Source organism: Candidatus Accumulibacter sp. ACC005, assembly GCF_907163215.1.
GTDB classification, from domain to species: domain Bacteria; phylum Pseudomonadota; class Gammaproteobacteria; order Burkholderiales; family Rhodocyclaceae; genus Accumulibacter; species Accumulibacter regalis.
In genome coordinates, this window is the sequence record NZ_CAJQUB010000014.1 from 157,260 (window position 1) to 183,938 (window position 26,679).

The 26,679-nt window shown below is 63.9% G+C and carries 25 protein-coding genes; 21 read left to right on the plus strand and 4 right to left on the minus strand.

Going from position 1 to position 26,679, the window contains the following annotated elements; genetic code table 11:
• Positions 1-146: 146 nt before the first annotated feature.
• From QZ613_RS17340 to queC, 18 genes are all read left to right on the plus strand, one after another.
• The gene (locus QZ613_RS17340) at positions 147-926 is read left to right on the plus strand and encodes an IclR family transcriptional regulator (RefSeq protein WP_043567905.1); all 780 of its coding nucleotides are present in this window, start codon (positions 147-149) and stop codon (positions 924-926) included.
• Positions 927-1,049: 123 nt separating this feature from the next.
• Positions 1,050-1,913 carry a DMT family transporter gene (locus QZ613_RS17345; RefSeq protein WP_043567907.1) on the plus strand — a complete coding sequence of 288 codons (864 nt, stop codon included), beginning with the start codon at positions 1,050-1,052 and terminating at the stop codon, positions 1,911-1,913.
• Positions 1,910-2,488, plus strand: coding sequence for a crossover junction endodeoxyribonuclease RuvC (gene ruvC / locus QZ613_RS17350; RefSeq protein ID WP_291862614.1), 579 nt, complete (start codon positions 1,910-1,912; stop codon positions 2,486-2,488). The genes QZ613_RS17345 and ruvC overlap by 4 nt, the downstream gene beginning before the upstream one ends.
• The gene (ruvA, locus tag QZ613_RS17355) at positions 2,485-3,060 is read left to right on the plus strand and encodes a Holliday junction branch migration protein RuvA (protein WP_043567910.1); all 576 of its coding nucleotides are present in this window, start codon (positions 2,485-2,487) and stop codon (positions 3,058-3,060) included. The genes ruvC and ruvA overlap by 4 nt, the downstream gene beginning before the upstream one ends.
• Positions 3,061-3,077: 17 nt before the next feature.
• Positions 3,078-4,166, plus strand: coding sequence for an AI-2E family transporter (locus QZ613_RS17360; RefSeq protein ID WP_043567912.1), 1,089 nt, complete (start codon positions 3,078-3,080; stop codon positions 4,164-4,166).
• A complete protein-coding gene (ruvB, locus tag QZ613_RS17365; RefSeq protein ID WP_043567914.1) occupies positions 4,163-5,227 on the plus strand; it encodes a Holliday junction branch migration DNA helicase RuvB in 1,065 nt (354 codons plus the stop codon). Before QZ613_RS17360 ends, ruvB begins: the two co-directional genes overlap by 4 nt.
• A 74-nt stretch (positions 5,228-5,301) precedes the next feature.
• Complete coding sequence (gene ybgC, locus QZ613_RS17370) at positions 5,302-5,745, plus strand: tol-pal system-associated acyl-CoA thioesterase (RefSeq protein WP_043567915.1); 444 nt, start codon at positions 5,302-5,304, stop codon at positions 5,743-5,745.
• Entirely contained in the window at positions 5,742-6,419 is a 678-nt protein-coding gene (tolQ, locus tag QZ613_RS17375; protein ID WP_043567916.1) for a protein TolQ, read from the plus strand. The genes ybgC and tolQ overlap by 4 nt, the downstream gene beginning before the upstream one ends.
• 4 nt (positions 6,420-6,423) lie before the next feature.
• A complete protein-coding gene (gene tolR, locus QZ613_RS17380) occupies positions 6,424-6,828 on the plus strand; it encodes a protein TolR (protein ID WP_043567917.1) in 405 nt (134 codons plus the stop codon).
• Between the two features lie 11 nt (positions 6,829-6,839).
• Positions 6,840-7,859: a cell envelope integrity protein TolA gene (tolA, locus tag QZ613_RS17385; RefSeq protein ID WP_043567919.1), complete on the plus strand. Its 1,020-nt coding sequence runs from the start codon at positions 6,840-6,842 to the stop codon at positions 7,857-7,859.
• A gap of 128 nt (positions 7,860-7,987) precedes the next feature.
• Positions 7,988-9,280 (plus strand): Tol-Pal system beta propeller repeat protein TolB, encoded by a 1,293-nt coding sequence (gene tolB, locus QZ613_RS17390; RefSeq protein WP_291865985.1) that lies wholly within the window; start codon positions 7,988-7,990, stop codon positions 9,278-9,280.
• Positions 9,281-9,321: 41 nt separating this feature from the next.
• Positions 9,322-9,846, plus strand: coding sequence for a peptidoglycan-associated lipoprotein Pal (gene pal / locus QZ613_RS17395; RefSeq protein ID WP_043567922.1), 525 nt, complete (start codon positions 9,322-9,324; stop codon positions 9,844-9,846).
• Between the two features lies 1 nt (position 9,847).
• Positions 9,848-10,672 carry a tol-pal system protein YbgF gene (gene ybgF / locus QZ613_RS17400; RefSeq protein ID WP_043567924.1) on the plus strand — a complete coding sequence of 275 codons (825 nt, stop codon included), beginning with the start codon at positions 9,848-9,850 and terminating at the stop codon, positions 10,670-10,672.
• 4 nt (positions 10,673-10,676) lie between these two features.
• On the plus strand, positions 10,677-11,336 hold the full coding sequence (queE, locus tag QZ613_RS17405) for a 7-carboxy-7-deazaguanine synthase QueE (protein ID WP_043567925.1): 660 nt from the start codon (positions 10,677-10,679) through the stop codon (positions 11,334-11,336).
• A 19-nt stretch (positions 11,337-11,355) separates the two neighbouring features.
• On the plus strand, positions 11,356-11,718 hold the full coding sequence (locus tag QZ613_RS17410) for a PilZ domain-containing protein (protein WP_043567927.1): 363 nt from the start codon (positions 11,356-11,358) through the stop codon (positions 11,716-11,718).
• 165 nt (positions 11,719-11,883) lie between these two features.
• On the plus strand, positions 11,884-13,269 hold the full coding sequence (locus tag QZ613_RS17415; protein ID WP_291983325.1) for a hypothetical protein: 1,386 nt from the start codon (positions 11,884-11,886) through the stop codon (positions 13,267-13,269).
• 147 nt (positions 13,270-13,416) lie between these two features.
• The gene (gene phaP / locus QZ613_RS17420; RefSeq protein WP_291865977.1) at positions 13,417-13,902 is read left to right on the plus strand and encodes a TIGR01841 family phasin; all 486 of its coding nucleotides are present in this window, start codon (positions 13,417-13,419) and stop codon (positions 13,900-13,902) included.
• A gap of 160 nt (positions 13,903-14,062) precedes the next feature.
• Positions 14,063-14,761 (plus strand): 7-cyano-7-deazaguanine synthase QueC, encoded by a 699-nt coding sequence (gene queC / locus QZ613_RS17425; protein ID WP_043567931.1) that lies wholly within the window; start codon positions 14,063-14,065, stop codon positions 14,759-14,761.
• On the opposite strand, the gene QZ613_RS17430 is transcribed toward queC, so the two are convergent.
• Positions 14,749-16,077, minus strand: coding sequence for a hemolysin family protein (locus tag QZ613_RS17430; protein ID WP_043567932.1), 1,329 nt, complete (start codon positions 16,075-16,077; stop codon positions 14,749-14,751). The genes queC and QZ613_RS17430 overlap by 13 nt on opposite strands.
• A gap of 231 nt (positions 16,078-16,308) precedes the next feature.
• Positions 16,309-16,437: a hypothetical protein gene (locus QZ613_RS17435; RefSeq protein ID WP_291865972.1), complete on the minus strand. Its 129-nt coding sequence runs from the start codon at positions 16,435-16,437 to the stop codon at positions 16,309-16,311.
• Between the two features lie 236 nt (positions 16,438-16,673).
• Between QZ613_RS17435 and QZ613_RS17440 the strand changes: the two genes are divergently transcribed.
• Complete coding sequence (locus QZ613_RS17440; protein ID WP_291865969.1) at positions 16,674-17,465, plus strand: lytic transglycosylase domain-containing protein; 792 nt, start codon at positions 16,674-16,676, stop codon at positions 17,463-17,465.
• Positions 17,466-17,485: 20 nt separating this feature from the next.
• Here QZ613_RS17440 and plsB read toward each other — a convergent pair whose 3' ends face one another.
• Both plsB and fusA read right to left on the minus strand, forming a co-directional pair.
• Positions 17,486-20,002 carry a glycerol-3-phosphate 1-O-acyltransferase PlsB gene (gene plsB, locus QZ613_RS17445; RefSeq protein ID WP_291983328.1) on the minus strand — a complete coding sequence of 839 codons (2,517 nt, stop codon included), beginning with the start codon at positions 20,000-20,002 and terminating at the stop codon, positions 17,486-17,488.
• A gap of 34 nt (positions 20,003-20,036) precedes the next feature.
• A complete protein-coding gene (fusA, locus tag QZ613_RS17450) occupies positions 20,037-22,085 on the minus strand; it encodes an elongation factor G (RefSeq protein WP_043567934.1) in 2,049 nt (682 codons plus the stop codon).
• A 317-nt stretch (positions 22,086-22,402) separates the two neighbouring features.
• Between fusA and QZ613_RS17455 the strand changes: the two genes are divergently transcribed.
• Both QZ613_RS17455 and pilB read left to right on the plus strand, forming a co-directional pair.
• Complete coding sequence (locus tag QZ613_RS17455) at positions 22,403-24,691, plus strand: NADP-dependent malic enzyme (protein ID WP_043567938.1); 2,289 nt, start codon at positions 22,403-22,405, stop codon at positions 24,689-24,691.
• A gap of 262 nt (positions 24,692-24,953) precedes the next feature.
• Complete coding sequence (gene pilB / locus QZ613_RS17460; RefSeq protein ID WP_043567940.1) at positions 24,954-26,672, plus strand: type IV-A pilus assembly ATPase PilB; 1,719 nt, start codon at positions 24,954-24,956, stop codon at positions 26,670-26,672.
• Positions 26,673-26,679: the final 7 nt, after the last annotated feature.

Consider the following 26,679-nt stretch of genomic DNA (forward strand, 5'->3'; position numbering starts at 1 on the left):
CCCGACCAGGTAGCCTACGAACAGGGCGACGCGCATGATGGTAAGATATTGCGCCGCACAAGTTAGCGTGGGCGAGTGGCAGAGCGGGCAATATTAGTCTCCCGCAGGCAAAAACGGAAGATTCCGGGAATTGCGATAGGAAGGTAATGGCGGAACAACAGGCAGAGAAGACGTCGATACAGGTCATCGAGCGCATGATGTCGCTGCTCGACGTGCTGGCTGACATCCGCGAGCCGGTGAGCCTCAAGGTCCTGGCCAGGAACAGCGGCCTGCACCCGTCGACGGCGCACCGCATTCTGGCCGCGATGGCCAGCGCCGCGGTCGTCGAGCGGCACGAGAACGGCAGCTATACGCTCGGCATCCGGCTCCTCGAACTGGGCAATCTGGTCAAGTCGCGGATCAGCATCCGTGAAGTCGCCCGGCCGTACATGCAGCAATTGCACGAGGCCATCGGCGAGGCCGTCAACCTCGGCATCCGCCATGAGGACGAGATCATCTACGTCGATCGTACGTCCAGCGGTCGCTCGCTGGTCCGCGTCGTCTATCTGGTTGGTGGTCGGGCGCCACTGCATCTGACTTCGGTGGGCAAGCTGTTTCTTGCCGCCGACAGCGCCAGCGATGTCCGCGCCTACGCGCGTCGCACCGGCCTGCCGGGAAAAACGCCGCACTCGCTGACGCGCCTCGATGCCCTCGACAAGGAACTCGACAAGATTCGCCGCCACGAAGTGGCCTTCGACAATGAAGAAGCGGAGATCGGCCTGCGCTGCATCGCTGCGCCGATCCGCAACGACGAGGGTCAACTGGTCGCCGGGCTTTCCGTCTCGGCCCCCAGCGACCGCCACGATCCAGACTGGGCAACGACGATCAAGGCGACGGCCGACAAGATCGCGCGGGCCCTCGGCCATCAGGCGCCACCGCACCCCTAATCCGCGCGGCCGGTCTGCAAGCCGTGGAACAAGAGACACCCGCGCCAACCACCACGAAGAAGGGTGCCGCCATTGCCGTGGCGATGCTTGCTACACTCTCTCCCCTGCCACGGAGCCCATTGCATGCCCCTGCCGACATCGTTGCTGCCCTTTCTTTTTGTCTTTCTGTGGAGCACCGGATTCATCGGCGCCAAGTTCGGCCTACCCTACGCCGAACCCTTGACCTTTCTGCTCACCCGCTACCTGCTGGTGCTGACGCTGATGCTTCCCTTGGTACTGCTGACGCGCGCACCGTGGCCCGCCAATCCGCGCCAGTTTTTCCACATCGGCGTTTCCGGCGTTCTCGTGCACGGCGTCTATCTGGGTGGCGTGTTCACGGCCATCAAACACGGCTTGCCGGCGGGCGTGACGGCGCTGGTGGTCGGCATGCAACCGCTGCTGACTGCCTGCGGCGCGGGTTTGCTGCTCGGCGAACGCGTCTCGCCGCGGCAATGGCTGGGCCTGGCGCTCGGCTTCGCCGGAGTGACCCTGGTCGTTGCCAACAAGCTTGCCGACCTGCCTCTGGCGGCAATGCTCGTTCCGGCCATCGCCGCACTGCTCGGCATCACCCTCGGCACCCTGTATCAGAAGCGCTTCTGTCCGCAGTTCGACCTCCGTACCGGCTCGGTAATCCAGTTCCTGCCCACCGCTCTGATCACCGCCGTGGCCGCCTCGGCAAGCGAAAGCATGCTCATCGAGTGGACGCCGCAGTTCGTCTTCGCCGTGCTGTGGCTGGTGCTGGTACTCTCGGTCGGGGCGATCAGCCTGCTCAATCTACTGATCCGCAGCGGCAGTGCGGTCAATGTCGCCACCCTGTTCTACCTGACGCCGCCGAGCACGGCGATCATCGCCTGGCTGCTGTTCGACGAAACACTCGGCGGGCTGGCGGTTGCCGGCATGGTGCTGGCGGTCAGCGGCGTCTATCTGGCGCGCGCGACACCGCGATGAATGAGGCAGGGCAGCACGGGAAAGCAGGCCCGCTGCGCATTCTGGGCATCGACCCGGGCTTGCGCATCACCGGTTTCGGGCTCATCGAAAAGACCGGCAACCGCCTGTCCTACCTGGCCAGCGGCTGCATCAGGACCGACGCCGGTGCTTCGCTACCCAGCCGCCTGGGAACCATACACAGCGAACTGCGCACGCTGGTCGCCCGGCATCGGCCCGACCAGGCGGCCGTCGAAATCGTCTTCGTCAACGTCAATCCACAATCGACGCTGCGCCTCGGCCAGGCCAGGGGTGCGGCGATCACCGCGCTGGTCGTCAGCGGCCTGGAAGTCGCCGAGTACACTGCCCTGCAGGTCAAGCAGGCGGTGGTCGGCAATGGCCACGCCGACAAGGTGCAGGTGCAGCACATGGTGCGCCGCCTGTTGTCGCTGGCGGCCGAGCCGAGCCCGGACGCCGCCGACGCCCTGGCCTGCGCGATCGCGCACGCGCACGGGGGCCAGGGCATCGAACAATTGAGCAGCCGCGGTCTGCACGTCCGCAATGGGCGATGGATGGTCGCCAAGGAGAACAAGAGATGATCAGCCGATTGAGTGGCATCCTGCTCGCGAAGAACCCGCCGCAGGTGGTGGTCGACGTGCATGGCGTCGGCTATGAGCTCGAGGTACCGATGAGCACCTTCTACAGCCTGCCCGAGAACGGCGAGAAACTCAGCCTGCTGACCCATTTCGCGGTCCGCGAGGACGGGCAGTTCCTCTTCGGTTTTGCCACCGAAAGCGAGCGCTTCGCGTTTCGCCAGCTGCTCAAGATCTCCGGCGTCGGCGCGCGCATGGCGCTGTCGGTGCTTTCCGGACTGTCGGTGAGCGACCTGGCGCAAGTCGTCTCCCGTCAGGAAGTCGGGCGCCTGACCAAGGTACCGGGAATCGGTACCAAGACCGCCGAGCGCCTGCTGCTCGAACTCAAGGGCAAGCTCGCCGAGGCTCTGCCGACGGCCACGCCGGCGGCCGCCGACAGCCGCAGTGACATTCTCAATGCGCTGCTGGCGCTGGGTTACAATGAGCGCGAAGCAGGCGCCGTGATGAGGCAGTTGCCGGCCGAAACCACTACTTCCGACGGCATTCGGCAGGCGCTCAAGCTGCTGTCAAAGGTCTGAACCGCGCCCATGAATCCATGAATCCCAGCCACAAGCAACTGATCCAGATCGCGCTCGTCGCGCTGCTTCTGATCGGCTGTGTTGCTGTGCTGCTGCCGTTTACGGGCACCCTGCTTTTCGCCGTCGTCATCTGCCTGACGACGCTGCCGATTCGCAACCGCCTGCTGACGCTCTGCGGTGGGCGCAGCAGTCTGGCGGCGCTCCTGCTGTCGCTACTCTTGCTGCTCTTGCTGGTAGTGCCGATGGCCTTGCTCTCCGGCTCACTCGCCGACGCCGTTCAGATCGGCATCCGGCAGGTGAAACCACTGCTCGAGAGCGGCATTCCCGGCCAACCGCCGGCGTGGCTTGCCAGTCTGCCGATCATCGGCCCGGACGTCACCGGATATTGGCACGATCTGGCCGATAGCCGCGAGGAAATGAACAATCTACTGCGTCAGGTTTTCGACCCGACGCGCAAGTTCGCGCTGGCCGCGGTGGCCCTGTTTGCGCAAGGACTGTTGCAACTGGTGCTGGTGATCTTCTTCGTCTTCTTCATCTTTCGCGACGCACATATCTACGCCGACGCCCTGCTCACCGGCAGCCGCATGCTCGCCGGCAACCTCGGCGAACGGATGCTGACGCTGGCCGAGGGAACCGTCACCGGCGTCATGGCCGGGATCGTCGGAACCGCCGCGGCGCAGTCGATCGTGGCCATGATCGGCTTTCTCGTCGCCGGCGTTCCGGGCGTCATTCTGCTGACCATTGCCACCTTCTTTTTCTCGATGGTGCCGGTGGTCGGCGCGACGCTGATCTGGTTGGGGGCGGCAATCTGGCTGTACAACGGCGACCAGACCGGCTGGGCCGTGTTCATGGTGCTGTGGGGGATGTTCGCCATCAGCAGCGTCGATAACTTCCTCAAACCGATCCTCATTTCGCGCAGCGCGAGCCTGCCGCTGCTGCTGATCGTCGTCGGCGTTTTCGGCGGCGTCCTGGTCTTCGGCTTCATCGGCCTGTTCCTCGGGCCAACCCTGCTCGCCCTCGGGCAGGTACTGATCCGCGAGTGGCTGGCGCACGACGGTCCCGACTCCGCCGCCGCCCTGGCCACGGAAAGCGAGCGCCAGCCATGATCGAAAGCGACGACCTCGGCGCGGCGCCGATCGAGCGGCTGATTTCGGCCGAGTCGAAATCGACGCAGGAAGAAGCCATCGAGCGCGCTCTGCGGCCGCGGCGGCTGGCCGATTACGTTGGCCAGGCGAAGATTCGCGAACAGCTGGCGATCTTCATCGAAGCCGCCAGGCGACGCCACGACACGCTTGACCACGTCCTCCTCTTCGGTCCGCCCGGACTGGGGAAAACGACGCTGGCGCACATCATCGCCGCCGAAATGGGCGTCAACCTGCGCTCGACATCGGGCCCGGTACTCGAAAGGGCCGGCGATCTGGCCGCCATCCTGACCAACCTCGACGCGCACGACGTGCTGTTCATCGACGAGATCCACCGCTTGTCGCCGGTGGTCGAGGAAATCCTCTACCCGGCCCTGGAAGACTTCCAGATCGACATCATGATCGGCGAAGGGCCAGCGGCGCGCTCGGTCAAACTCGATCTGCCGCCCTTTACGCTGGTCGGCGCGACCACCCGCGCCGGCATGCTCACCAACCCGCTGCGCGACCGCTTCGGTATCGTCTCCAGGCTCGAGTTCTACACCGCCGAGGAGCTGACGCAGATCGTCACGCGTTCGTCGCAGTTGCTCAAGGTGCCCGCCGATAGCGGCGGCGCACTGGAAATCGCGCGCCGTTCGCGGGGCACGCCGCGGGTTGCCAACCGGCTGTTGCGGCGGGTACGCGATTTCGCCGAAGTCAGGGCCGCCGGCCGGATCACGCGCGAGGTCGCCGACGCGGCGCTGCTGATGCTCGACGTCGACCACGGCGGGCTCGACGTCATGGACCGCAAGCTGCTGTCGGCGGTGATCGACAAGTTCGCTGGCGGCCCGGTCGGTGTCGACAACCTTGCCGCGGCCATTGGCGAAGCGCGCGATACCATCGAGGATGTGCTCGAACCCTACCTGATCCAGCAAGGTTTCCTGCAACGCACACCGCGCGGGCGGATGGCGACGGCGGCCGTCTACCGCCATCTGGGCCTCGAACACCTGCTCGGCGACGCGCAGGTCGAACTCTGGCGAAACGCCTGAGCCGCTCCTCGCACGACCGGTCACAAAAGCTTACTTTCTACGTGAAGAAAGCTGCATTAGAATCTGATCCTACGATGAAATTCACGCCCAAGCTCAGCTCTTTCTCGATTCCCGTTCGTATCTACTACGAAGACACCGACGCCGGCGGGGTCGTCTATTACGCGAACTATCTGAAGTTCCTCGAACGCTGTCGCAGCGAATGGCTGCGCGCGATCGGTTATCGGCAGGCGGACTTGCTGCGCGACCCGGGGATCGCTTTCGTCGTGCGCAGCGTTCAGGTCGACTTCCTGAAGGCGGCGCGGCTCGACGATCAACTCCTCGTTGATCTCGAAGTGGAGAAGATCAGCCGCGTGCAAGTATTTTTTCGCCAGGCCATCCGGCGTGCCGACGAGAGCGTCGCCGGCGGCTCGGTCGACCTGCTCGGCGCCGCCGTCCAGATCGTTTGTGTAAACTCGGCGCAGATGAAGCCGACTTCGATTCCCGCATTTCTGCGGTCCCAACTGGAAGCATTGCAATGAACGTCTCGCAAGACCTCTCGATCCTGCACCTGATCCTCAACGCCAGTGCCGTCGTGCAGGCGGTCATGCTCCTCCTGGCCGGCGTTTCGTTCATGTCCTGGTACTACATTTTCCGCAAGTGGTTCACCGTTAAGGCGGCGCGATCGCAAACCGAGCAGTTCGAGCGCGATTTCTGGAGCGGCGGCGATCTCAACAGCCTCTACCAAAGCGCCATCAACGACCGCCATAGCACCGGCAGCATGGAACGTATCTTCGAAGCCGGTTTTCGCGAGTTCACCAAACTGCGCAGCCAGAAGCACCTCGACGCCAAGGACGTCATCGACGGCTCGCGCCGCGCCATGCGGGCCACCTATCAGCGCGAGATGGACAGCATCGACTCGCATCTCGCCTTTCTCGCCTCGGTCGGTTCCGTGAGTCCCTACGTCGGCCTCTTCGGTACCGTCTGGGGAATCATGCATTCCTTCCGCGGCCTGGCCAACGTCGGCCAGGCGACGCTCTCGGCGGTTGCCCCGGGGATTGCCGAAGCGCTGGTGGCCACCGCCATCGGCCTCTTCGCGGCAATTCCGGCGGTGGTCGCCTACAACCGCTTCGCACACGAGATCGATCGCCTCTCGTCGCGCTTCGAGTCGTTCATGGAGGAATTCTCGAACATCCTGCAACGGCAAGTGAGGTAAGGCCATGCGTCCGCGCCGTCTGAAAAACGAGATCAACGTCGTCCCCTATATCGACGTCATGCTGGTGCTGCTGGTGATCTTCATGGTCACCGCGCCGATGATGACCACCGCCAGCATCGACGTGCCGTCGGTCGGCAAAGCAGCGCAGCCGCCCGCCGACGCGCTGCAGGTGAACATTCGCGCCGATGGGAAACTGACCCTGCTGGCGCCGGGGGCCGGCGAACGTCCGGTGACAAGCGGCCAGCTGCCCGGGGAGATTCGTGCGGCACAGGAGAGCAACCCCGAACTGGCGGTGGTCATCGTCGGTGACCGCAGCGTCAAGTATGAAGCCGTTCTCAAGGTCATGGACGAGTTGCAGCGCAACGAGGTCAAGCGCATTGGCCTGCTCGTCCAGCTGGCCGACAAGTGAGTTGCTGAGCAGTGAATTCAGTCGACACACTCACGGCGCCACCGCAAGCTGCCGATCCAGCCAAATGGCGCTCGCTGGCCCTTGCCGCAGCCGTCCATCTGCTGCTCATCGGCGCCTTGTTTTTCGGCGTGCAATGGAAGAGCAAGGCACCGAAGTCGATCGAAGTCGAAGTCTGGCGCAGCGCACCGGCGCCGGCGCTGCCGGTCAAGACCGAGCCGGCACCGCAAGCCAGGCCCGAGCCCGAGCCAAAGCCAAAACCCGAAGCGAAACCCGCCCCGCCGCCACCTCCACCACCGCCGCCAAAGCCGGCGCCAAAACCCGAAGCGAAGCCCGAGCCCAAACCGGCACCCAAGCCCGAGGTCAAGCCGGACATCGTGCTGAAGGAAGAGAAAAAGCCCAAGGAAACTCCCCGGAAGGAAGAAGTCAAGGAGCCACCGAAGAAGGAAGCTGCCAAGAAGGAAGAGCCGAAAGCGAAGGAACCACCCGCGAAGGAACAGCCGAAAGCCAAGGAGCCGCCGAAAAAGGAAGAGCCCAAGCCGAAGAAGGAGGAGCCCAAGCCACAAGCGGAACGCCGGCCAAGTTTCGAGGACGAGCTGGAACGCGAGAAAGCGCAGCTGGAAAAGCAGAAGGCGGCGCAGGAAGCGAAGCAGAAAGCGGCCGAGAAAGCCGCTCAGGACCAGCGCGCCCGGGCTCAGGCCGAGGCACGCCAGCTCAAGCAGCTGCAGGCCGAACAGGCGGCCGTCGAGCGCGCCCGCGGCCTGGCCGAGTACATGGACAAGGTGCGTGGCAAGATTCGTGGCAACATCGCCCTGCCGCCAGGCATCCAGGGAAATCCGGAGGCCGAGTTCGAGGTCACGCAACTACCCAGCGGCGACGTCCTCGACGTCAAGATCCGCCGTTCGAGCGGCAACGCAGCGCTCGACGCCGCCGTCGAGCGTGCGATCCGCAGATCGTCGCCCTTGCCGAAACCCCCTCAAGCGGAGCTCTTCGAGCGCGTCCTGAAGATCCCCTACCGCCCACGTGACGACTAGCAATCGACGTTGACAAGTAGCGGCCTTTTCTTTCGGTTTGGCAGGCAGCTCGCGACGAGATCAATCTTTGTTACAGATGCCAAGAATGCAAAGGCGATATAATCGCCCATTCTGTATTGGATCGCGCCATGTCAAGAACACTCTCCCAGATCCGGCGTATCGGCCTGTTTGCCGTCTGCGCACTTGCCTTGCTGCACGCGTCGGCACACGCTCAACTGACCATCGAGATCACCGGTGCTGGCGCCAACCGCATTCCCGTGGCCATCGCCGACTTCGGCGGAGATCCGGCCGCTTCGCGGATTCTGACTTCGGTCATCCGTAGCGACCTTGAACGCAGTGGCCTGTTCAAGATGATCGACACCGGCGGCATTGCCATCACCGAGACCAGTAGCCCGATATTCGGTGACTGGAAAAGCCGCGGTGCCGACGCGCTCGCCGCTGGCAGCATCGGCGTGAGTGCCGACGGACGCCAGGAGGCACGCTTTCGGCTTTACGACGTCACCCGTGAGACGGTCCTCGGCGGCTCTGCTTTCGTGACCTCGAAGCCGATGCTGCGCGCCGCCGGACACCGCATCGCGGACGTGATCTACGAGAAGCTGACCGGCGAGCCTGGCGTTTTCTCGACGCGAATTGCCTATGTCGTGCGGGTCAACGCCGCGCGCTACGAGTTGCACATCGCCGATGCCGACGGGCAGAATGCGCAGGTGGCTCTGATCTCCAAGGAACCGATCATATCGCCCTCCTGGTCGCCTGATGGCGACCGTCTGGCCTACGTCTCGTTCGAAAACAAGAAACCCGTGGTGTATGTGCACTCGCTGGCCTCCGGCAAGCGTATCGTCGTGGCCAACTTCAAGGGTTCGAACTCGGCGCCGGCATGGTCTCCCGACGGCCGCCGTCTGGCCGTCGTGCTGAGCAAGGAGGGCGGCTCGCAAATCTTCATCGTCAATGCCGACGGCACCGGCGCGCAGCGCCTGACGAGCAGCAGCGCGATCAATACCGAACCCAACTTTTCTCCGGACGGACAATTCGTCTATTTCACTTCCGACCGTGGCGGCAGCCCGCAGATCTACCGGGCCGCTATCGGCGGTGGCGACGTGCAGCGGGTGAGCTTCGAAGGAAGCTACAACGTCACGCCCCGCCTGTCGCCGGACGGCAAGTCGATGGCCTTCATCAGCCGGCGTGACGGCGGATTCCGTTTGAGCGTGATGGATCTGGCGAGCAGGCAGGTACAGGTACTGACCGACTCCTACAAGGACGAGTCACCGACGTTTGCGCCGAACGGTCGGATGATCCTGATTGCCACCGAGTCCGGTGGTCGGGGCGTCCTCTCGGCGGTGTCTACCGACGGCCGAATCAAACAACGCCTGTCCATATCGGCGGGTGATGTTCGCGAGCCGGCGTGGGGCCCCTTCAACAAGTAAAAAGCCGCTTTAATCATCCATTTTCCGCAGGAGATAGATCCATGAAACAACTCGTCATTCCGGCTGCTCTTGCCCTTATGTTGGCCGCCTGCAGCTCTACGCCAGACGCCGACAAGGCAGGCGCCGGTGCGCCGGTCGAGTCACGCGGACCGGGAGTGGCCACCGTCACGACAGGGGGTGTCGATAGCCACCGCCTGCCGCCCGAGCTCACCGATCCCAACAATATCCTGTCCAAGCGCAGCGTCTATTTTGATTATGACAACTACGAAGTGAAACCCGAATACCGGGATCTGGTCGCTTCGCACGCCAAGTTCCTCACTCAGAACCGCCAGTTCAAAATGCTCATCCAGGGCAACACCGACCAGCGCGGCAGCCGTGAGTACAACCTTGCACTCGGGCAGAAGCGCGCCGATGCGGTGAAGAGAATGCTGGCCTTGCTCGGCGCTCAGGAAGAGCAGCTCGAGGCAGTGAGCCTCGGCGAGGAGAAGCCGAAGAATGAAGGCCAGAACGAAACCGCCTGGGCCGAGAACCGTCGCGCCGACATGCTCTATAACGGCGAGTTCTAGGATGCCGGGAACCTGCACGGGTCGCTCGCCGGCCAGAACACGCGTCGTTCCGGTCGCCCTGTTGCTCGCCGCGCTCGGCGCGCAGCAGGCGCACGCCGGTCTTTTCGACGACGAGGAGGCGAGACGCCAAGTCACCGACCTTTCGGCGAAGTCGAACGAACGCCTGGACACGGTCGCCAGAGGGCAGATGGAACTGGCCAATCAGATCCAGGCGTTGCGCGACGAAAATGCCCGCCTGCGCGGCCAGGTCGAGACGCTGAACTACGAGCTCGATGCGGCCAAGAAGCGACAGCAGGACTTCTACGTCGACCTCGACGGGCGCCTGCGCAAACTTGAGACGCCCGCGGCGGCGAGCGCGCCAACGGGCGCGGCAACGGCAGCTGCCGGCACCTCAGCCAGACCGGCGGACGACAAGCCGGTCGCCAGCGAGCCCCCCAGGAAGGTGGCCAGCGATCCGGCCGCCGAGACCCGCGAGTACGAAGCGGCGCTCAATCTGTTTCGGGCCAACAAGCTCAAGGAAGCGGCAACGGCGTTCGAAGCCTTCGCCAAGGCGCATCCGGACAGCACGCTGACACCCAACGCTTATTACTGGCTCGGCAACGCTCATTACGCCTTGCGTGATTGTCGCCGCTCGCTCGAGGCACAGCGCGTCGTCGGCAGCAAGTGGCCGACCCACAGCAAGGCGCCCGATGCACTGCTCAACGTCGCCACCTGCCAACAGGAACTCGGCGACAGCAAGAATGCCAGGAGTACGCTGGAAGCCCTGCTGGCCAAGTACCCGGACAGCGCGGCGGCGAGCGCCGCCAGGCAACGCCTGAAAAAATAGGCAGGTGGAATCCTCGGGAAAAGCCCCGGCGCTGAAGATCAGCGAGATTTTCCTGTCCCTGCAAGGGGAGAGCTCGCGCGTCGGCTTGCCGACCGTTTTCGTCCGCCTGACCGGCTGCCCCCTGCGTTGTGTATGGTGCGACACGGCCTACGCCTTCTCGGGTGGGCAGACGATGTCGCTGCCGGAAGTCCTCGCCGAGGTCGCCACTCACGACGTCGCCCGCGTCTGCGTGACCGGCGGCGAACCCCTCGCCCAGCCCGCTTGTCTGCCCCTGCTCGGCGCTCTGTGTGACGCCGGCCATGCCGTCTCTCTGGAAACTTCGGGCGCACTCGATATCGGCCAGGTCGACGCGCGCGTCGCGCGCGTCGTTGACGTCAAGGCACCCGGTTCCGGTGAGAGCGACCGGAATCGTTGGCAGAACCTCGCCCTGCTGACCGTCAACGACGAGATCAAGTTCGTTCTCAAGGACCGCTCTGACTACGAATGGGCGCGGCAGCTGATCGTGGAACGTCAGCTCGCGGCCCTCTGTCCGCTGCTTTTTTCGCCCGTCGACGGCGAATTGGCAGCGGCAACCCTGGCCGACTGGCTGCTCGCCGACCGCCTGCCCGTACGCTTCCAGTTGCAGCTGCACAAGATTCTTTGGGGTAAGCTGCGCGCTAGGTAAACTTTCCGAGCGAGCGGCCATGACCAAGCAGCGACGTCACTTTTCCCGTATTGCCTTCGATTCGCCGGCTCAGTTACTTCTTGCTGGGCAGCAGCTCGACGTACGCGTCCTCGACCTTTCCCTGCGCGGTGCGCTGGTGCACCTGCCGGCGCATGCCGAGCCTGGACTCGCAGCCAGCGCTGAACTGCGTGTCGTCCTCGACGACGCCGGCAGCGTGATCTGCATGCAGGCGTCCGTCGCACATCGTGAAGGCCGCCGAGCCGGGCTCGCCTGCCAGACCATCGATGTCGACAGCGTCACCCACCTGCGGCGCCTCGTCGAGCTGAACGCCGCTGACCCCGACCTGCTGCAGCGCGAGCTTTCGGCACTGCTCAGCGCGTAGTCCGTCATCTTGCCCTGGCTCCCCCCGCCGCACCCTCACGACTTGACTTTGGCCAGCCGCACCCTATGCTTCATGGTGCGGCGCAGCATTTTGCGCGTCGCTTGTGCGGACGGCAAGCCTGGTAGATCGCGTCAGGCGACGACTCAAGAAAAAAGGGAGAAAACAATGTCACGGCAAGAAGTGAGCGCGAGCATTCGCTACGGCGTCCTGAGCATCGCGGCGCTGTGGTTGCTGGCATTTTCCGCTTCGCCAAGCGCTGCCCCGGCGCTGGAAGACGTGGCCGCCGGAGTCAAGGTCGATACCACCCAGATTTCCGTGTCGGGGATTTCCTCGGGTGGCTTCATGGCGCACCAGTTTCACGTCGCGCACTCGCAGCACATCATGGGCGCCGGCATCGTCGCCGGCGGACCCTACTACTGCGCTCGCGGCAGCATCCTCGACGCGCTCACCCGCTGCAGTCGGTTCGCGATGCTCGAATGCCTGGCCTTCAAGCTGGACCCGAAACTCTGCGGCAAGACCGATCTCGCGCCAAAGGGCAGAAGGGCGATCGAGGCGGCGGCACGAGCGTCCTTCGACGAGGCAAGGAAACAGGAAGCCGCCGGCAAGATCGATCGCCTCGCCAATCTTCGCGATGACAGGGTCTATCTGTTCAGCGGCAGCTACGACGACATCGTCCCGCACGGGGTGATGGCCATCGTCTTCCGCTTCTATGCCGACCCCGACAAAGGCGCCGTGCGGCAAGGAAAGATCGACTTCAACGGTACCTTCCCCGCCCGCCACACGATGGTTCGCGACGGTTTCGGCAAACCCGGCGGCAAGGTCGTCGGCGACTGTGCCGTGCCGCCAGCGCCACCGCCGGCGGTGGCGACCAACGCCTACATCGACGACTGCGAAGCGGTGGCCCGGCAACAGGCGAAGAAGAACCTCTGCATTTGCCCCGCCGCGTCGGCAGCCGACGGCGAAGTCGCAGTCGCCTGTCCACCCCCCGACAAGCTGGCGGTATGCAAGGATCTGAAGGACGTCGATCTCGCCGGTGCGATCCTCGAACGGATTTACGGCGCACAGGCACTGGACAAGGGTCGCCTGCAGGTGCAGGAGAACGAGCTGCAGGCCTTCGATCAACGGCAGGTTTTCGGCAAGTTCTCGGACCTCCCCTATAGCGCGTTGCAGAATGCCTCGATGGCCAGAGAAGGCTACATCTTCATTCCCGAGCCGTGCCGGGACGGCCGGCAGTGCAAGCTGCACATTGCCTTCCACGGTTGCAAGCAGGGCGGCAACACCGACTATCGGCCAGGCCACGCCGGCAATCTGTTCGCCAAGTTTGCCGGCTACAACGAATGGGCCAAAGCCAACGGGGTGATCGTCCTCTATCCACAAATCCAGGCCCGCAGCCTGGGGCCGGTGAATCCGCGCGGCTGCTGGGACTGGTGGGGGCAGAATTACACGCATGCCGGCTACCACACCAGGGATGGCAAGCAGATCAAGGCCGTGGCGCAGATGATCAACCTCGTCGCCGGTGGGCAGGCGCTAATGGAAGTTGCGCCGGAGTAGGGCGGGGAAAGGAAAATGGGGCGCCACCAGGCAGAAACCGCGGAAGCGATTTCCGCCCAGGGACGCCCCGCGCAGCGTCAATCACGGCCATATACGGCGACTCACAACCACTCGCAGCTAGAAGCAAATCGACAGGAGGACAAGGAAATGGCAGACCTTTCTCAACAACTCAGCGCTTGGAGCAAGGCAGTCGCCAGCATGGACATGACGACGAGCAGCGAACAAATGCTCAACATGATTGCCGCTCTCAAAGTACCGGGAGTCAATATGGACGCTCTGGTCGCCAGCCAGCGCGACAACCTGGAAGCGCTGAACGCCGCCAACCAAGCGGCCCTGGAAGGCATGAAGGCGGTCGGCGAGTGGCAGGCGAAACTGCTGCAGGAAACGATGCGCGAGCTGACCGCCGCGATCGGCAAGCTGTCGCAGTCCGGCTCGCCGCAGCAGCTGTTGGCCGCCGAGAGCGACCTGGCGAAAAAGGCCTTCGCCACCGCAGTCGGGCAGATGCAGGAACTGACGCAAATCGTGATTCAGGCCAATCAACAGGCAAGCGCCGCGATTGCCAAGCGCATCCCGGAAAGCCTCGGTGAAATCAAGGACGTGCTGAAGCTGCCGGAAGCGTCGGGGAAGGCCTGATTGCGAGGCGCGACACGAGCGAGTCACGGCGTGGAGGTGCACCGCGCACCCTCCCGCCTGCGTCGGAGCTGTGGCGACAAGCCCGGGCATCCCCGGACTTCCCGCAACTTCGGGGCAGAAGCCCGCGGGCAGGCGCGGAAAGCGGTATATTCTCGACCCCATGAATACGCCACCTGACTCACCCGGCCAGCGCGCCGTCGTTCTGCTCTCCGGCGGACTCGACTCGGCGACGACACTGGCCATCGCCCGGGCCGCGGGTTTCGCATGCCACTGCCTGTCGGTCGACTACGGTCAGCGTCATCACGCCGAACTGCAAGCGGCGGCGGCGGTCTCCGCGGCGCTCGGCGCCGCCGAACATCGCGTCATCAGCCTGTCGCTGGACGTCTTCGGCGGTTCGGCGCTGACCGATGCAGCGATCGCCGTCCCCGTCGACGGCGTACAAGCGGGCATTCCGGTCACCTATGTGCCGGCCCGCAACACGATCATGCTCTCGCTGGCGCTGGCCTGGGCCGAGGTACTCGGCAGCAACGACATTTTCGTCGGGGTCAATGCCGTCGATTACTCGGGCTATCCTGATTGCCGACCGGAATACATCGCCGCTTTCGAGCGCATGGCCACGTTGGCGACCAAGGCTGCCGTCGAAGGCGCGGCGCTGCACATTCACGCTCCGCTGATCAATCTTGGCAAGGCGCAGATCATCCAGCGCGGCGCAGAGCTCGGCGTCGACTACGCGCTCACCGTTTCCTGCTACCAGGCCGACCCATTGGGGCGCGCCTGCGCTGTCTGCGACTCGTGCCGGCTGCGGCAAGCCGGCTTCGCCGCCGCCGCAGTCGCCGATCCGACGCGCTACGCCCGCTGATCGCTGCCCGGCAGCGAGGCCTTGTCGGCGGGAATAGAACGTGCAATCAAGACCTTGTCGACTCGATTCTGATCCATGTCGACAACCTCGAAGCGCAGCCCGGCAAACTCGAAATGGTCCGCGGTTTTTGGAATGTGGCCGAGGACGTACATGATGAAACCGCCGAGCGTGTGGAAGGCACCCTCTTCCTCACCGGGCAGGGCGGCAGCGATCTGGAGCACACTGCGCAGTCGTTCAAGCGTGACGCCGCCGTCGACCAGCCACGAGCCGTCCTCGCGGGCGACGATGTCCTGCTCCTCGGGCGTGTCGAAGACCGGCAGGTCGCCGACGATCGAAGTCAGCACGTCGGTAAGCGTGACCAGGCCCTGCAGCTCGCCGTATTCGTCGACCAGCAGCGCACACTGCTGCTGCGCCCTGCGGAAAGTTTCGAGCAACTGCGTCGTGTTCACGCTCGCCGGAACGTACAGCGGCGGGCGTACGAACGCCTCGATGTTCAGCGCCTCGCCGGAAAACGCGCCTTTGAGCAGGTCGCTGGTGCGCAAGACGCCGACGAGGTCGTCGAGGCCATCGCGGCAGACGACGACGCGTTTGAAGGGGCTGGCGGCGAGGCGCTTACGGATTTCCGCTTCCTCATCGTTCAAATCGATCAGGTAGAGATCCTTGCGATGGGTCATGATCTCGCGAATTCGCTGCTGGTCAAGACGCAGGACATTGGCAACGATCTCCTGTTCGCTGACATGGAAAACGCCTGCCCTGGCACCCTGACTCATCAGGATCTTGATTTCGTCGTCGGTGACCGAAGAGTCCGGCACCCGGCGCGCGCCGAGCAGACGCAGCAGCAGGGTAGACGACGACGCCAGCAGCCAGACCAGCGGGCGCGCCAACAGGGAGAGTAGATGCATCGGCGGCGCAATGACCGCGGCCACACGCTCCGGCGCGAGCAAACCGAGGCGCTTGGGAACCAGTTCGCCGACGACAACCGCGAAATAGGTCACCGCGCAGACAACCAGCGTCATTGAGATGGCCCTCGCGTAGGGCGCCAGCGCCGGCACACTCGCCAGCCACTCGCCGAGCGGAACCGCCAGCGTGGCGTCGCCAATGGCGCCGCTGAGAATGCCGACACTGGTAATGCCAACCTGCACGGTGGACAGGAAAATCGATGGCTCGTGTTGCAGCGCCAGTGCCGTGCGGGCGCCCGGGTTGCCGTCGTCGGCGAGCTTCTGCAGGCGCGACTGGCGCGAAGAGACGAGCGCGATTTCCGACATCGCGAGAACGCCGTTGAGGAGGATCAGCAAAAAGAGGAGGGCGATGTCCATGGCTAGGGGCAAGGTGGCTGACGGTCGGCGTGGTCCACGACAGGGAAGTGGGCATTATATCGACCGCGAGGCCCGAAAAAGTGGGCGCGCCATAACGCCAGCGAACGGAGATCATCATGTTGCGCCGCCGCAAAGGCAGCTCAATGTTGTTTTTTCGCAACACTCTTGCCGGGCGCCTGACGGCCATGACGAATGCCACGGCCGCTCGGCCCGGACATCGCTCGAGCGCCCTTAGAGCAAGGCCTGCAGCGACCCGAGCGTTTTTCCCACTCGCCGGCCGCTATGCTTGCGGGCTTGCCCCTGGCGCGCCTTGACGCGGCGCGCCGGGCCACCCGGGTTGACCAGACCCTTGATAATCAATAGAGTCCGCCTCCAGTTGATCCGAAGCAAGCAAGTTTCAGCGCTCAGTTGAAACGACAGACGGCACTTTCAGCGGCCCAGCTTGCTTCTCGCCCCCTCTGCTTGCGGTGCAACAATCCGCGCAGAGACCCGGCCTCAGGGTACCAGTTTCCCCCAAGTTCGAGGCTTTATACCCATCTGTAATTGTCATCGTTGGCACGCAACACGGCCACGCTGACAACAGTGAAGGAGAGAGCATGTCTGCCACAATCTCACTCAAGAGTACAAGGCCACGTCGTAGCGACGCCACCTTGAGTTTCATTCAATACGCCTTGGTCATCGTCGGGCTGATGCTCCTGGTGGGCACCGTCAAGCCGGCCTTCAGCGACAGTCGCAAGGATGATGGCGGCCAGCGGCAGGCGGCGGCAATGACGGAATCCGTCGCGCCGACTGCGACTTCGCCAGCGACCGTATCGCCATCGCTAATGGCCGAAGAGGAAGCATCGATCACCACCGCCGAAGCGCAAGCAGTGCCAGCGCTGAAGGAGGCGGTCAAGAAGGAGACCTTCGCCGCTGCTCCCGCAGCGCTGCGCCCCTCCCTGCAGCGCGCGCTCGACTACGTGTCGGATCGCTACCGCGTTGCCCCCGAGGCGCTGGTTCCGATTTTCGAGACCGCGCAGAGCGTCGGCCGCGAGCGTAAACTCGATCCGCTGTTGATCATCGCCATCATCGGCATCGAGTCGCGCTTCAACCCGTTTGCCGAAAGCCCGGTCGGCGCACAGGGCCTGATGCAGGTGATGCCCGACATCCACAAGGACAAACTGCCGGAAGACGCCGGCGAGCAGCCGTTTCTTGACCCGGTGACCAATATTCAGGTTGGCGTGCATGTCCTCGAGGAGGCGATCCGCTGGCGCGGCAGCCTGACCGGCGGGCTGCAGCACTACGGCGGCTCGCCCACGGACCCGGCAACCGGCTACGCGAAAAAAGTCTTTGCCGAGAAGCAGCGTCTCGAAAAGGCAGCCAAGCGCGGCAGCAACTCACGCGCCTGAGCGGCCGCCCCGTCGCCAGATCACGATGGCGGCGGCTTTACTGGAGGCAGACCTGCTCCGCGGCCGCCTCCGGAACGATCGCCTCCCGCCATGCGCCGGATCGCCTGTCTGGCCTCGGCGGAGAGCAGCAGCTCGGCATCCGCCAGCGGCGTCATCAGCCGATGGTCGAAGTGCAGCAGGCCGCCCTCGTCTTCGCACAGGAATTCGGCTTCGATCAGCGTACTAATGAAGCCCGAGAAAGCGAGCTTCTCGGCGAACTCAGGCGAATTGAATTCGTAGAGAAGCTCCAGCCGCCGCCCCAGGTGATGGCAGCTGTCCTCGAGAGCCTGGCGGGTCAGCTGTCCACTTCCGTGTTGCTCGAGCAAGGCCAGCGTCAGGAAATATCGCTCCAGTAGCGGTCGGATGCTTTCGCCAAGCAAGTGCAGTTCGGCGAACTCCTGACTGATCGGCTCCGGCGCGGCCAGGCTGCCAGACGGATCGCCGCGCAGCAAGAGGCCGCGGGCGACCAGCACCACGATCACGGCATCGCTGGCGACAGCCAGTTCGGCTTCCGGCCAGCGCAGGAACAGCTCGGCGCGCAGCAAGACGTAGACGCCACGCACCGCCTGCGCCATACGCGCACTGCCGAGTCGCCGATTGTGACTGAGCAGACAGGCGATCACCGCCGGCAGGGCAAAAAGGTGCAGGACATTGTTGCGAAAGTAGGCCAGCAACGGCGCCTGCTTTTCGGTGACGCGAATCAGCTCCCCCAGGGGATCGGAAAAACGCTCGACGAAGCCCAGGCGCTGGGTGTAGGCGACAATCTGCGGCGCGTCGAGTGTGCAGGCGATACTCGCCGACGCGTATGGCGCTTCGGCGAACAAGGCCTGGTAGTGCTCGATCAGCCGGTGCAGCGAAGACTCGTCGGCGGTGTGCCTTGGCGTCGCCAGCAGCGCCAGGGCGATCAGATTGACCGGATTGAGAACGCTCGCCTCGTTGATCCGCTTGGCGATTTCGCCCGCCACGCGGCGGACAAGCGCACGCGACCACGGGGCAGGACAATCGTCAGAGCCCGCGCGCCAGCCGGGGTGCTGCGCGTCGAGAAAGGCGGCCAGCGGCAACGGCTCGGCGACACAGACATGGACCCGGCCAAATACCCGTTTGAGACTGCGAATGGTCCGCAGAATGCCCCACAGCGACTCGCGCCGCTTGGCTTTTCCGGCCAGCTCGGCAAGGTAGCTGCGCCCTTCGAGCAGCTTCTCGTAGCCGATATACACCGGCACGAAGACCAGCGGCCGGCTGTGCTCGCGAATGAAGCTGTGTACGGTCATCGCGAGGATGCCGGCCTTGGGCGTCAGCATCCTGCCGCTACGACTGCGCCCACCCTCGATGAAATACTCCAGCGGAAAGCCGCGCGCCAGGACAAGGTGCAGGTACTCGTCGAAAACGGCCGCATAGAGCGGCTCGCCCCTGAAGCTGCGGCGCAGGAAAAAAGCACCGCAGCGGCGTAGCAGGGCGCCGACGATGGGCAGGTTGAGGTTGGCACCGGCGGCGATATGCGGCGGAGTCAACCCCTTGCGGCGAATCAGGTAAGAGAGCAGCAGGTAATCGACATGGCTGCGGTGGCAGGGAACGTAAACAATTTCATGGCCTGGCGCGACACGGGTCAGGGCTTCGAAATTATGCGTCTCTATGCCGTCGTAGAGCCGTTTCCACAGCCAGGTCAGGAACAGCTCCAGGGCCCGAACGGCGCCGTGCGAATAGTCGGAAGCAATCTCGCGGGCGAAGCCGGCGGCACGCGCTCTTGCCTGGTCGGGCGTAATGCCGTGCGTCGCGACTTCGCTGGCCATCGCCGCGCGCACTCGCTCGCCGGCGAGCACCGCGCCCACCTGCGTGTGGCGGTGCGACAGATCGGGCCCGATCGCCATCTGCCGCTGGCGACGAAAATGGACCCGCAAAACCCGCGACAACTTGCGTTGCGCCTGCTCCTGGTCGAGCCCCCCGTGCAGTAGGTCACGCAGCGAGATTGGCGAGTTGTAGCGCACCAGGACCTGGCGGCCGTGCAACACGATCGCCAGCAGCTGTCGCCAGGCGCCTGGCGGGCGCCAGGTTTCCGAGAACAGCGCCTTGATGATCGAGTCCTGCTTGCCGGGAGATCGCCCCCAGAGAATAAGCACCGGCAGCAATTGCACATCGAGTTCCGGGTCGGCAATGGTCGCGCCGATGAGATGCGCGAGCAACGGCGAATGATCATTCTGATCGCGCGCCCGGCCAGCCAGGCTGCGGTCACGATTGACAAAGAAGAATGAGCGCGCCGGGTGCTGCCCGCCGATGGCCAGCGGTGCCTCGGCGCGTGGCAAGCCGGCGCGCCGCGATTCCTCGATAAGCACCAGGAGGTTCGACAAGTGCCGGTCCTGGAGGACATAACAGACCGGCTTGCCCGGAGCGAGGCACAGGTCCTGCATCTTCTCCGGGAAAACCGAGCTGCGTACCCAGAGGTACAAGAGCCGGCGGGCCAGCGGGAGAAACCATTCGGCGAGCTTGCGCGCGCCAATCACGACGACCTGGATCCCGGTCGCTGCTCGCTGGCCCCTATTCCTCGTCGACCACCTGATGCTCGGAAACAAGCTGCTGTTGCGTCGCCGGCGGCACCTGCGCGTAATGCGAGAAGGCAATGCTGTACGAACCCTGTCCGGCGGTCAGCGATTTCAGGCGTGACTGGTAACCGTCCAGTTCGGCGAGCGGCACCTCGCCGGTGATCGCCATCACTCCCGGCCCGCGCGGCTGCGTGCCGGTGAGGTGGCCGCGCTTGCTGGAAAGATCGCCGGTGAGGTCGCCGGTCATCGCCTCGGGGGCGAGAATCTCGATTTCGACCACCGGTTCGAGAATGATTGGCTTTGCCGCGCGAATCGCTTCGATCGTCGCTTTGCGGCCGGCGGTCTGGAAAGCGATGTCCTTGCCGTCGACCGGGTGCGACTTGCCGTCGTGTACGGTGACGCGCAAGTCCTGCACTTCGAAGCCGGCAACCACGCCATCGGCCAGTGCCTGACGGACACCCTTCTCGACCGAGGCCATGAACACGCCCGGGATGACGCCGCCCTTGACGATATCGACGAATTCGAAACCGGCACCACGCGCGAGCGGTTCGACGCGCAGCGCCACTTCCCCAAACTGGCCGGCGCCGCCGCTCTGCTTCTTGTGCCGGCAGTGCCCTTCGGCCGAGGCGGTGATCGCTTCACGATAGGCAATCTGCGGCGGCGTGGTGTCGAGTTCGAGTTTGTACTGCTGCGCCAGGCGGGTGAGCTTGGCGCGCAGGTGCATTTCGCCGATGCCGCGAATGACCGTTTCATTGGTCGTCGGATGGCGTTCGATGCGGAAGCACGGGTCTTCGACCTCGAGCTTGCGCAGGATCTCGAACAGGCGCTGCTCGTCGGCCTTGCGTTTGGCATGCACGGCGAGGCCCTGCATGGGCTGCGGGAACTCGAGCGGTTTGAGGTGGATGTGGTCTTCTTCGTGCGAATCGTGCAACACGCAGTCGAATTCGATTTCGTCGACCTTGGCCACCGCACCGAGGTCGCCAGGGACCAGTGACTCGGCTTCGAGGTATTCCTTGCCCTGCAGGCGATAGATGTGACCGACCTTGAACGGGCGCTTGCCGTCGCCGACGAAGAGCTGCGAGTCCTTGCGGATGGTGCCCTGATGAACGCGGAAAATGCCAACCTTGCCAATGAAGGGATCGCTGACGATCTTGAAGACGTGCGCCAGAACGTGCTTTTCCGGGTCTGGGTCCGCCCGGAACGCTTCCGTCGCTCCGCCCGGCTCGCCGCGATAGAACGGCGGCGGGTTGCCCTCGGCCGGACTGGGTGCCAGCTGGGCAAGCGCGTCGAGTAGTTGCGGGATGCCAGCGCCGGTTTTAGCCGAAACGAAGAGGATCGGAATCAGGTGCCCTGAACGCAGTGCTTTCTCGAACGGCAGGTGCAGCTCCTCCGGGCTGGGATCGAGACCCTCGTCCAGATAGCGGGCGAGCAGATCCTCGTCTTCCTCGACGATCTGATCGATCAAGGCGCGGTGCGCGGCGGCCACCGATTCGAAATCGCTCTCGCCGCTGTCGTGACCGAGCAACTCGACGACCTCTGCACCGTGCTTGACCGGCAAGTCAAGCAACATGCACTCGCGCCCGAAGCGCTCGCGAATCTCGCCGACCAGCGCCGGCAGGTTGACGTTGTCGGCGTCGATCTTGTTGATGACGATCATCCGGCAGACGCCACGAGCGGCGGCCAGCTGCATCATCTTTTCAGTCGAGAGTTCGATACCATTCTGCGCATTGATGACCACCAGTGCGGTATCGACCGCGGCCAGGGCGCTGATCGCCTGCCCCGCGAAGTCCGGAAAACCTGGCGTATCGATCAGATGCACATACACGTCCTGCCACGAAAACCCCACCAGGGTCGCGTTCAGCGAGTGGCCGAATTCCTTTTCCTGCGCATCAAAGTCGCAAACGGTGTTACCTCTTTCGACGGCACCGCGGCTGCTAATAGCGCCGGCGGCAGCGAGCAGACTTTCGGCTAGCGTCGTCTTGCCAGCAGCACCGTGGCCGACAAGAGCGACAGCGCGCAGCATACTGGTGGTGGTTTGGCCCATTGATCATCTCCCATTCAAGTCGAACGCACGCCGCAGCTTCCCCTCTAGCCAAATGGCATGACAGGCCGCGCGTGCTGACATCATTTTACTCCCGCCGCGAGCGTCGCGCGTGCTGCTCGCGACCCGCTTCGGGAATGCCATCGGCAGGCGGTCGGCCACGCTCCGGCAGGCGGACAGACATCGGCAGCGGCATCGACGCCAACCGAGAGATCTTGGCCGGCAAAACAACTCGCCGGAACATCTGTTTTGTGTAAACCGCGCCAGTCAGCTAAAGTGACGCGCTTTATTTTTGATGAACACCGCGTCAGGAGTCCCAAATGGAAAACGATCTGCGCCAGGCCGATCTTCGTGAGGCCGCCCTCGAGTATCACCGCGAGCCGACTCCGGGCAAGATAGCTGTCCAGCCGACCAAAGGACTGAATAACCAGCTCGACCTGGCGCTGGCCTATTCGCCAGGCGTCGCCTTCGCTTGCCACGCCATCGTCGACGACCCCGGCTCGGCCAGCCTGTATACCTCGCGCGCCAATCTGGTCGGGGTGATCACCAACGGTACGGCGGTACTTGGCCTGGGCAACATCGGTCCGCTGGCAGCGAAGCCGGTGATGGAGGGGAAAGGCTGCCTGTTCAAGAAATTCGCCGGAATCGATGTCTTCGACATCGAACTGGCCGAAAGGGACCCCGACCGGCTGATCGACATGATCGCCGCGATGGAACCGACGTTGGGTGGCATCAACCTGGAAGACATCAAGGCTCCGGAATGCTTCTATATCGAAGCCAAGCTCAAGGAGCGGATGTCGATCCCCGTCTTCCACGACGATCAGCACGGTACGGCGATCATTTCGTCGGCGGCGATCCTGAATGCGCTCAAGGTAACCGGCAAGAAGATCGCCGAAGTCAGCGTCGTTTGCTCCGGAGCCGGGGCGGCGGCGATTTCCTGCCTGAACCTGTGGTGCGACCTTGGCGTACGGCGCGAGAACATTCTCGTCTGCGACTCGAAAGGCGTGATCTACGCCGGCCGCGACGCCGACATGGAGCCGAACAAGGCGCGCTATGCGCGCGACACCGAGTGCCGCACACTCGGCGAGGCGCTCGAAGGTGCCGACGTCTTCCTCGGACTCTCCGCCGCCGGGATCCTCGAACCCGAGATGCTCGCCAATATGGCCAAGGATCCGATCGTGTTTGCGCTCGCCAATCCGACCCCGGAAATCATGCCCGAACTGGCCAGGAAAGTTCGCCCCGACGTGATCATCGCCACCGGTCGCTCGGACTATCCGAATCAGGTCAACAATGTTCTCTGTTTTCCCTTCATTTTCCGTGGCGCGCTCGACGTCGGTGCGACGGGCATCAACGAGCAGATGAAAATGGCCTGCGTCAAAGCCCTGGCGGCGATGGCGCAGGAGGAGGTGAGCGACGAAGTGGCCATGGCCTACCCCGGCCAGGAGTTGGTCTTTGGCCGCGACTATCTGATCCCCAAGCCTTTCGATCCAGGCTTGATCACCATCATCGCCCCGGCGGTCGCCCTGGCGGCGATGAATTCGGGAGTGGCCACCCGACCGATCGCCGATATGGAAGCTTACCGGGAGAAGCTGCGCGAGTTCGTCTATCAAAGCGGCGTCGGCATGCGCGCGGTGTTCTCGGCCGCCAAGCGCAGCAGCGAAACGCGCATCGTCTATTGCGACGGGGAGGACGAGCGGATGCTGCGCGCCGCACAGACGATCATCAATGAGGGTCTGACGCGGCCGATCCTGATCGGTCGCCCAGAGGTCATTGCGACTCGCCTGAAGAGGATCTCGTCGAAGTTGCGCCCGGGTACCGATTTCGAGGTGGTCGACCCGGCCAGCGACGAGCGCTACAAGGAGTGCTGGACTGCCTATCACCAGTTGCGCAAGCGCCACGGAGTGACCGTCGACATCGCCAAGACGCGCTTGCGCACCAACAACACCATCATCGGGGCCATGCTGCTTAGCCTCGGCTACGCTGATGGCATGATCTGCGGCCTCTCCGGCCGCTTCGCCCATCACCTGCGGCAAATCGACGAGATCATCGGCAAGGAGCCCGGGCGCACGACAATGGCCGCGATGACCCATGTCCTGCTGCCCGGCCGCGCCCTTTTCCTCTGCGATACGCACGTCAACGAGGACCCCGACGCCGAGCAGCTGGCCGAGATAACGCTGATGGCGGCCGAGGCAGTCAGTCGCTTTGCGATCCACCCAAAAATAGCCATGCTCTCGCACTCGAACTTCGGATCTTCGCTCACCGCTGGCGCCCGCAAGGTCGCCAGGGCAGTGGAAATCGTCCGCGCCAAAGCGCCGGACCTGGAAATCGATGGCGAGATGCACGGTGAAAGCGCCCTCTCACAAAGCATCCGTGAGCGCTCGGACCCCCAGTCGCCGCTAACCGGTGAGGCGAATCTGCTGGTGATGCCCAACCTGGACGCCGCCAACATCTCGTACAACCTGCTCAAGATGACCGGTGGCGACGGCATGTCGGTGGGCCCGATCCTGCTCGGCGCAGCGCGCCCGGTGCATGTGCTGGCGGCGACGTCGACGGTTCGTCGAGTGGTGGACATGAGCGCCCTGATCGTCGTCGAAGCGGCGAGCGAGTAAGCGCTGCACAGCGGCCGGCGAGGCGCACCGCCGAGCGCGTCGCCAATCGCGCGCGCCGGCTGCGTGGCGGCGCGCGTCTTCGGCGCACCCGCTGCGTTGGCCAGGACCAGCACGCTCCGCGAGCGGCCCCGGGAGCGGGATTCTTGCCGTAAACCCGCCGCTTTACAAACACGCCGAGTCAATGCATCATCGGGAGGGCTAATAACTCGGCATAGCCGGGACCTGATGGTTCACAACGCATTGCAGGGCCCTATCGCGAACAATGGCAGCCAATCCGCAACACTCCCCACTCAGTGGTCTCGCCCGTGCGCTGGTGCAAGCCGGTCGGCTCAAGGAAGTCGAGGCGGAGTCCTTGCTCGCGCAGGCGGCAGCCAACCGGACCTCGCTGATTGAACAGATGGTCAGCGCCAACAAGGCGACCTTCCTTGACCTGGCCCGTTTTGCCGCCGAGAAATTCGGCTACCCCCTACTCGACCTGTCCGCTTTCGACGACGCGCAAATCCAGAAAAGCGCAATTGACCGCAAGCTGATCGCCAGCCATCGCGTCGTGCCCCTGCACAAGCGTGGCAACCGCCTGGCAATCGCCATCGCCGATCCGACCAATCTGCGCGCGCTTGACGAAATTCGCTTCCAGACGGGTTTGGCAGTGGACCCGGTAATCGTCGAGGAAAACAAGCTCGGACCCCTGGTCGCCAAACTCTCCGAAACCGTCGAGGAGAGTTTGAAGAGCTTTTCCGGCGAGGACATCAACCTCGAGTTCACCGACGAGCAGACGCAGGAAAGGGCCGATGAGGCCGCGTCAGCTCTTGAGGTTGACGACGCGCCGGTCGTCCGCTTCATTCAGAAGATGTTGCTTGACGCGATCAACGATGGTGCCTCCGACATCCATTTCGAACCGTATGAGAAGAACTATCGCATCCGTTTTCGAACCGACGGCATCTTGCGTGAAGTGGCGGCGCCGCCGCTGGTCATCAAGGACAAGATCGCCTCGCGGATCAAGGTCATCTCGCGCCTGAACATTGCCGAGAAGCGCGTCCCCCAGGACGGTCGGATGCGGCTGGTGCTGTCCAAGAGTCGATCCATCGACTTCCGGGTCAGCACGCTGCCCACCATGTACGGGGAAAAGATCGTCTTGCGGATTCTCGACCCGGCCAGCGCCAGCCTCGGAATCGATGCGCTAGGATATGAACCCGAGCAGAAGGCTCTGTTGCTCGATGCCATCCACCGTCCCTACGGAATGATCCTGGTCACTGGACCGACCGGTTCGGGAAAAACGGTCTCGCTCTATACCTGCCTCAACATTCTGAACAAGGCCGGGGTCAACATCGCCACCGCCGAAGACCCAGCCGAAATACCCCTGCCAGGGATCAATCAGGTCAACGTCGATGACAAAGCCGGGCTCACGTTCCCGGTGGCGCTCAAGGCCTTTCTTCGCCAAGACCCGGACATCATCATGGTCGGCGAGATCCGCGACATCGAAACCGCCGAAATCGCGATCAAGGCGGCGCAAACCGGGCACATCGTCTTGTCGACGCTGCATACCAATGATGCGCCGGGAACACTGACCCGCCTGATGAACATGGGCATCCCGACCTTCAATCTGGCCTCGAGCATTCTGCTGATCACCGCGCAACGCCTGGTACGTCGGCTGTGCACCTGCAAGAAACCGCTCGATACACCGGTCGAGACCCTGCTCAACGCCGGCTTCCTGGAAAGTGATCTGGATGGAACGTGGACGCTCTACGGTCCGGGCGAGTGCGAACGCTGCAAGAGTAGTGGCTACAAGGGACGTGTTGGTCTCTACGAGGTGATGCCGGTGACCGAGGCGATTCAGCGCATTGTCATGGCCAACGGCACGGAGCATGACGTCGCCGCCCAGGCCAGGCAAGAAGGAGTGAATGATCTGCGCCGTTCCGGGCTGCTGAAGGTCAAGCAGGGGCTCACCTCTCTTGACGAGATTCTCGGCAGCACCAACGCTTGAAAACGGG